This is a genomic window from Streptomyces sp. IBSBF 3136, assembly GCF_036815105.1.
In the GTDB taxonomy this organism is placed as follows: Bacteria; Actinomycetota; Actinomycetes; order Streptomycetales; family Streptomycetaceae; genus Streptomyces.
The window spans coordinates 1-7,141 of record NZ_JAJSZC010000313.1 but is presented as its reverse complement, the minus strand read 5'-3'; the positions used below and the strand labels follow the sequence as shown (position 1 = coordinate 7,141).

At 72.1% G+C, this 7,141-nt stretch carries 5 protein-coding genes; 2 read left to right on the top strand and 3 right to left on the bottom strand.

Annotated features, from left to right (window positions below; all coding sequences use genetic code 11):
• Nucleotides 1-550, bottom strand: a 550-nt coding sequence (locus V7E45_RS37205) for a helix-turn-helix transcriptional regulator (RefSeq protein WP_443056337.1), incomplete at its 3' end; no start/stop codon positions are given.
• A 189-nt stretch (nt 551-739) separates the two neighbouring features.
• Between V7E45_RS37205 and V7E45_RS37200 the strand changes: the two genes are divergently transcribed.
• Complete coding sequence (locus V7E45_RS37200; RefSeq protein WP_333778708.1) at nt 740-1,444, top strand: hypothetical protein; 705 nt, start codon at nt 740-742, stop codon at nt 1,442-1,444.
• A gap of 99 nt (nt 1,445-1,543) precedes the next feature.
• On the top strand, nt 1,544-2,296 hold the full coding sequence (locus V7E45_RS37195) for a hypothetical protein (protein ID WP_333778707.1): 753 nt from the start codon (nt 1,544-1,546) through the stop codon (nt 2,294-2,296).
• A gap of 109 nt (nt 2,297-2,405) precedes the next feature.
• Here the strand turns inward: V7E45_RS37195 and V7E45_RS37190 are convergent, their stop codons facing one another.
• Together V7E45_RS37190 and mfd are read right to left on the bottom strand one after the other, a co-directional pair.
• Complete coding sequence (locus V7E45_RS37190) at nt 2,406-3,125, bottom strand: HNH endonuclease family protein (protein WP_333778706.1); 720 nt, start codon at nt 3,123-3,125, stop codon at nt 2,406-2,408.
• A 257-nt stretch (nt 3,126-3,382) separates the two neighbouring features.
• Entirely contained in the window at nt 3,383-6,916 is a 3,534-nt protein-coding gene (mfd, locus tag V7E45_RS37185; protein WP_333778705.1) for a transcription-repair coupling factor, read from the bottom strand.
• Between the last annotated feature and the right edge of the window lie 225 nt (nt 6,917-7,141).

The window sequence follows — 7,141 nt, the reverse complement described above, 5'->3', positions numbered from 1 at the left end:
GCTCGGGGTGGCCGTCGGGGGCCGGAGGTACGGCTCCGGGCGTCTGGGGGCGGGCCCGCGCGTGGTCCGGCGGGCCGGTGTTCACAGCGGCCCGGCTGTTCACAGCGGACGAGGGGGCCCCGGTTCCGCCGGTGTGAACACCCGCGCCGCCCGGGGCGCCGAAGCGCGGGGTGAGCACCTGCTCCAGGGCGCCGGGCAGCAGCGTGGCCAGCCGCTGGTCGGAGCCTGCGCTCACGTCGAGCCAGACGGTGGGGCGCTCGTGGATGAGCAGCAGGACGCAGCCCGTGTACGCCAGGGCGGCGACCGGGCCCTCGGGGTGCCCGGAGAGCTGCTGCCAGACGCGTTCGCGCAGCGGGACCTCGGCCAGCTTGCCCTGTCTGCGCAGCCACGCCTCGACCTCGGCGAGCGCGAAGGACGGGCTGGTCTCGGTGCCGCCCACCGGCTTGGGGAAGTCGGCGTGCCGACGACGCCAGTTGCTGACCGCGGCCCGGCCCACTCCGGCGAGCCGCGCGATACCGGCGGCGGTCACCTCTGTCGCGTTGTCCTGCACCGGCCCCGCTCCCCTCGTCCCGTGTGTGGGCCGAGCATACCGGCGTACACACGACCCATGCCTTCACGCGCGTGCACTCAACCCGAAGTGTGAACCGTGTTGACTCGGTTCACAGGCTCTGATCTTATTGACCCAGCGAACGAGCGGCCAGCCGGAGGGGGCGGTCGCCCTGTCGGAGGGGGTCCCGTCATGGGCATGAAGGGCAAGATCGCGCTGAGCGCCGTCGTAGGCGTCGTCGTCATCGGAGTCGTCTCCGCGAACGCCGACGACGGGGGCAAGGACGTCGGCGGGCCGGGCACCGGGGGCAAGGGCTCCGCGGCGTCCGCGGCGCACCGGCCCGGCGGGCAGAAGGCGGCGAAGGGCTCGGCCGGCGCGAAGGCGGCCCCCGGGCAGAAGGCCGCCTTCGGCGGCGACGGCGACTTCCGGGTCGGCTCCGACATCAGTCCCGGCACCTACCGCACCACCGGAAACCGCGCCGGCCTGTGCTACTGGGAGCGCGCCAAGGACGCCTCGGGCGAGACGGACTCGCTGCTGGCCAACGACAACGTGACCGGCACGAGTTACGTCACCGTCAAGACCGGCGACAAGCTGTTCAAGTCCAGCGGCTGCCACGACTGGGAGGCCGTCCCCACCGAGGCGAAGGGCACGCCCGCCACCTCCATGGACGGCGACGGTGGCATGTTCCGGGTCGGCGCGGACATCGCGCCGGGCACCTACCGGTCGACCGGGAACGGCGACGGCTCGTGCTACTGGGAGCGCACCAGGGACGCCGAGCAGAGCCTCGACTCGATCCTCGCCAACGACAACGTGACCGGCACGGCCGTGGTCACCGTCCGCGCCACGGACGCCTACTTCAAGACGACCGGCTGCGGCGACTGGAAGAGGACGGGCTGACCCCGGGGGTCACCACTCCACCTCGTCCGTCACCGCTCGTTCGCACCTCACTCTTCACCTCGCTTCACCTCACGTCACTTCTCGCAGCAAGGAACTCCCATGCGCCGTACCGCAATCGCCGCCCTCTGTCTCGCCGCCGCGGCCACCGCGGGGCTCACCGGCTGCCATTCGGGGCAGGACAAGGCGGACAGCAAGCCGAAGGGCCCGTTCGCCGGGCTGAGCGGCGGCCAGATCGCCGACCGGGCGATGAAGGCCACCACGGGTGCCTCGTCGCTGCGGATGAAGGGCGATGTCGCCGACGACGAGAGCAAGGGCACCATCGCCATCGACATGGCCCTGGACAAGAAGGGCGAGTGCGCCGGCACGATGAGCATGGGCGGTCAGGGCAAGGCCGACCTGGTCAAGACCGGCGCCACCGTCTACATGAAGTACGACGAGGCGTTCCTGCGCGCCCAGAGCGACGGCGAGTCCAAGGCGGACACCGACGCCGCCGTCAGCATGCTGGCCGGCAAGTGGGCCAAGATGGCGGTGAAGGGCCAGGACGCCAAGGACATCGCGGGCTTCTGCGACCTGGACTCGGTCCTCGCCGGAGCGGGCGACGTCAGCTCGGACGCCACCCGCGGGAAGACCACCACCGTCGACGGCACCCCGGCGATCGTCCTGCACGAGAAGGACGGCAAGGACCGCTACACGCTGTACGTGGCGACCGAGGGCAAGCCGTACCTGCTGCGGGTGGACGGCTCCTCCGGGGCGAAGGAGCCGGTGCACCTGTCCTTCACCGACTACGAGAAGCCCGTCCCGGCGCGGAAGCCGGCCGGGAAGATCGTCGACCTGGACGCACTGGGCGGCTGAGCCGGGTGGCGGCCCGGGACTCCGGGCCGGCCCCGCCGCACCCCGCCCTGCCACACCCCGACGGGCGGCACCCCGCCCGGCTCAACGCGCCTGGCTCACCCCGGCCGCCTTACCGCGCCCGGAACCGCTTCGGCGCCTCGGTCGGGTTGCCGCCCGTCGGGAGCTTCTGGTCCGGGCAGGTGGCGAGGACCTTCTTCATCGCGGCCTTCTCGGCGGCGGTGACCCACAGCCCGTACTTCTTCTTGACGGCCACCTGGGCGGCCACGTAGGAGCAGCGGTAGGACTTGTTGGGCGGGATCCAGGTGGCGGTGTCCCCGTCGCCCTTGCCGCGGTTGGTGCTCGCGTCGACCGCGATGAGGTTGAGCGGGTCGTTGGCGAGGGCTATGCGCTTGCCGGCGTCCCAGTACTTCGCGCCCTTCTGCCAGGCGTCCGAGAGGGCGACGACGTGGTCGATGTCGACCTGGCTGCGGCCGCGCCGGTAGGTGATGTCCTTGCCGGAGTACGGGTCCGGCTCCAGCAGGCCGTAGGTGACCTTGCAGGTGCCGCCGGTGAACTTCACCTCCTTCAGGTCGCGCTTGAGTATGTCGTCGCGGGTGTCGCAGGAGTTGGAGTCGGTGTCGGCCCAGGCGGTGCCGAAGCGTTCGCGCGTGTAACCGGTCTTCGGGGCGCGGCCCTTGACGGTCAGCGCGTCGGCGGCGGCCACGGCCGCTCCCCCGCGCCCGGTCTCCCGCGGACCGGAGGATCCGGTGATCTGTCCGTCCTTGCAGCCGGCCACGGCGACCGCCATGACGGCCACCGCGGTGATCGTCCCGCCCCTCAGACGCGTCACGGTGCGTCCCCCTCGCTCGCGTCGGCCGCCCTGCTCTACGGACGGACCGTTCCTGGTTCCAAGGTAACGGGCCCACGGCGTCCAGCAGATGACCCGATAAGGGGTCAACCGGAGCAATCCGGGCGTGACTTGTCGTGAGCGGGGACACGGTGAGCGGGACGGTACGGGCGAAGCCCCGGATCCGACGGATCCGGGGCTTCGGGGGTCACGACGCCGGCGGCGGTCGCGGAGGATCGCCGGTCACGGCGGAACGGCCGTCACGAACCGAGGATGGAGGCGAGGAACTCGCCCACCCAGCCCAGCAGTTCGCGGCCGACCAGCGGCTTGCCCCCGACCCTGGCGGTCTTCGGGCGCGGGACCAGCACCTGGTGCGCGGACGGCTTGATGACCGTGCCCGGGTACAGCCGCTTGAGGCGCAGTTCCTGCGACTCGCGCAGCTCCACCGGGGCGAACCGGATGTTGGTGCCCTGGAGCACGACCTCGCCCACGCCGCACGCGCGCGCCAGCATCCGCAGCCCGGCCACCAGCAGCAGGTTCTCCACCGGCTCGGGCAGCTTGCCGTAGCGGTCGGTGAGTTCCTCGCGGACGGCCTTGACGTCCTCCTCGGAGTTGGCGGAGGCGATGGCGCGGTAGGCCTGCAGGCGCAGCCGCTCGCCGGGCGCGTAGTCGTGCGGGATGTGCGCGTCGACGGGCAGCTCGATCTTGACCTCGAGCGGCGGCTCCTCCTCGATCTCGCCGGTCTCCAGCTGCCGCCGGTAGTCCGCGACGGCCTCGCCGACCATGCGGACGTACAGGTCGAAGCCGACGCCCGCGATGTGCCCGGACTGCTCGCCGCCGAGCAGGTTTCCGGCGCCTCGGATCTCCAGGTCCTTCATCGCCACGTACATGCCCGCGCCCATCTCGGTGTGCTGGGCGATGGTGGCGAGCCGCTCGTGCGCGGTCTCCGTCAGCGGCTTCTCCGGCGGGTAGAGGAAGTAGGCGTAACCGCGCTCCCTGCCGCGGCCGACGCGGCCGCGCAGCTGGTGGAGCTGGGACAGGCCGAAGGTGTCGCCGCGCTCCACGATCAGCGTGTTGGCGTTGGAGATGTCGATGCCGGACTCGACGATCGTGGTCGACACCAGCACGTCGAACCTCTTCTCCCAGAAGTCCACGACGACCTGCTCCAGCGCGGCCTCGGACATCTGGCCGTGTGCGGTGGCGATGCGCGCCTCGGGGACGATCTCGCGCAGCCGCGCGGCCGCCCGGTCGATGGACTCGACCCGGTTGTGGATGTAGAAGACCTGGCCCTCGCGCAGCAGTTCGCGGCGGATGGCGGCGCCGATCTGCCGCTCCTCGTACGGCCCGACGAAAGTGAGCACGGGGTGCCGTTCCTCGGGCGGGGTGGTGATCGTGGACATCTCGCGGATGCCGGTGACCGCCATCTCCAGGGTGCGCGGGATCGGGGTGGCCGACATGGTCAGCACGTCGACGTTGGCGCGGAGCCTCTTCAGCTGCTCCTTGTGCTCGACGCCGAAGCGCTGCTCCTCGTCGACGACGACCAGCCCGAGGTCCTTGAACTTCGTCTCGGAGGAGAACAGGCGGTGGGTGCCGATGACGACGTCCACCGCGCCGTCCTTCAGGCCCTCCAGCACGGCCTTGGCCTCGGTGTCGGTCTGGAACCGGGACAGGGCCCGCACGTTCACCGGGAACTGCGAGTACCGCTCGGAGAACGTGCCGAAGTGCTGCTGCACCAGCAGGGTGGTGGGGACGAGCACGGCTACCTGCTTGCCGTCCTGCACGGCCTTGAAGGCGGCGCGAACCGCGATCTCGGTCTTGCCGTAGCCGACGTCGCCGCAGACCAGGCGGTCCATCGGGACCGACTTCTCCATGTCCTCCTTGACCTCGGCGATGGTCGTGAGCTGGTCGGGGGTCTCCGCGTAGGGGAAGGCGTCCTCCAGCTCGCGCTGCCAGGGGGAGTCGGCGCCGAAGGCGTGGCCGGGGGCGGCCATGCGGGCGCTGTAGAGCTTGATCAGGTCGGCGGCGATCTCCTTGACCGCCTTCTTGGCGCGCGCCTTGGTCTTCGTCCAGTCGGCGCCGCCGAGGCGGTGCAGGGTGGGGGCCTCGCCGCCGACGTACTTGGTGATCTGCTCCAGCTGGTCGGTGGGGATGTAGAGGCGGTCGCCGGGCTGGCCGCGCTTGGCGGGGGCGTACTCCACGACCAGGTACTCGCGGGTGGCGCCCTGCACGGTGCGCTGGACCATCTCGATGTAGCGGCCGACGCCGTGCTGCTCGTGCACGATGTAGTCGCCCGGCTCCAGGGTGAGCGGGTCGATCGTCTTGCGGCGGCGGGCCGGCATGCGGGCGCCGTCGCGGCCGGCGGCCTTCTGGCCGGTGAGGTCGGTCTCGGTGAGGACGGCGATCTTCAGCGCGGGGTCGACGAAGCCGTAGTCGATGCAGCCGCAGGACACGTGGACGAGGGAGGGGCTGAGGTCGTCGAGGTCGACGTCCAGGCGGGCGGCGATGCCCTCGCCGCCGAGCACCTCGACGGTGCGGGCGGCCGGACCGTGGCCCTCGGTGACGAAGACCGTGCGCCAGCCGTCGGCGAGCCAGCCCTTGGTGTCGGCGAGCGCCCTTGCGGTGTCGCCGCGGTAGGTCTCGGTGGCGTGCATGCCCAGCTTGAGGGTGTCCGCGTCCAGTTCCTCGTCGGCGGCGAACGGCGAGACGGACCACCACATCATGTCCAGCTCGCGCGCGCGGTCGCGGACGTCGGCGATGGACCACAGGGAGGCGGCGCCCACGTCGATCGGGGCGTCGCCGCCGCCCGCGGTGGCCGCCCAGGACGCCTGGAGGAACTCCTGGCTGGTGGCGACGAGGTCGGCGGCGCGGGTGCGGACCCGCTCCGGGTCGCAGACCACGGCCATGGCGCCCTTGGGCAGGACGTCGAGGAGCAGCTCCATGTCGTCGACCAGGACGGGGGCGAGGGACTCCATGCCCTCGACCGCGATGCCCTCGGCGATCTTGTTGAGCAGTTCACCCAGCTCCGGGTGCTCTTCGGCGAGGGCACGCGCGCGTGCGCGCACGTCGTCGGTGAGCAGCAGCTCGCGGCAGGGCGGGGCCCACAGGCCGTGCTCGGCGACCTCGAGGGAGCGCTGGTCGGCGACCTTGAAGTAGCGGATCTCCTCGACGTCGTCGCCCCAGAACTCGATGCGCAGGGGGTGTTCCTCGGTGGGCGGGAACACGTCCAGGATGCCGCCGCGCACGGCGAACTCGCCGCGCTTCTCGACCAGCTCCACGCGCGCGTAGGCGGCGGCCGCGAGGGCTTCCACGATCTCGCCGAGGTCGGCGGTCTGGCCTGTCCGCAGCGCCACGGGTTCCAGGTCGCCGAGGCCCTTGACCTGCGGCTGGAGCACGGAGCGTACGGGCGCGACGACGACCGAGACCGGACCGGTCTCGGGGTCGTCGGGGCGGGGGTGGGCGAGGCGGCGCAGGACGGCGAGGCGGCGGCCGACGGTGTCGCTGCGGGGGCTGAGCCGCTCGTGCGGGAGGGTCTCCCAGGAGGGGTACTCGACGACGCCCTCCTCGGGCAGCAGCGAGCGCAGGGCGGCAGCGAGGTCCTCGGCCTCGCGGCCGGTGGCCGTCACCGCGAGCACCGGGCGGGCCGCCTCGCGGGCGAGGGCGGCGACCGCGAAGGGGCGGGCGGCCGGGGGGCCGACGAGGTCGACGTGCATGCGGTTGCCGTCCGCCGCCGCCTCGATCGCTTCCGCGAGGGCGGGGTCCTTGACGACGGCGTCGAGCAGACCGTGCAGGCTCATGGAGGAGGCTTTCCGTCCGGGTGTGGGCAACGCGAAGAGCCCGACTCGGGTGAGGGCCGGGGGGTCTCCAGCCTACGTCGCCGGGCTCGCGGGTGCCTGAGCCTGTGGACAACTGCGGGCCTGGGGACGAAGCCGGCGCACTCGAAGACCCGGTGCCGGGAAGTCCTCCAGGACTTCCCGGCACCCGGGGCCTCCCCCCCCAACCCCCTGTGGGGGGGGCGTTCG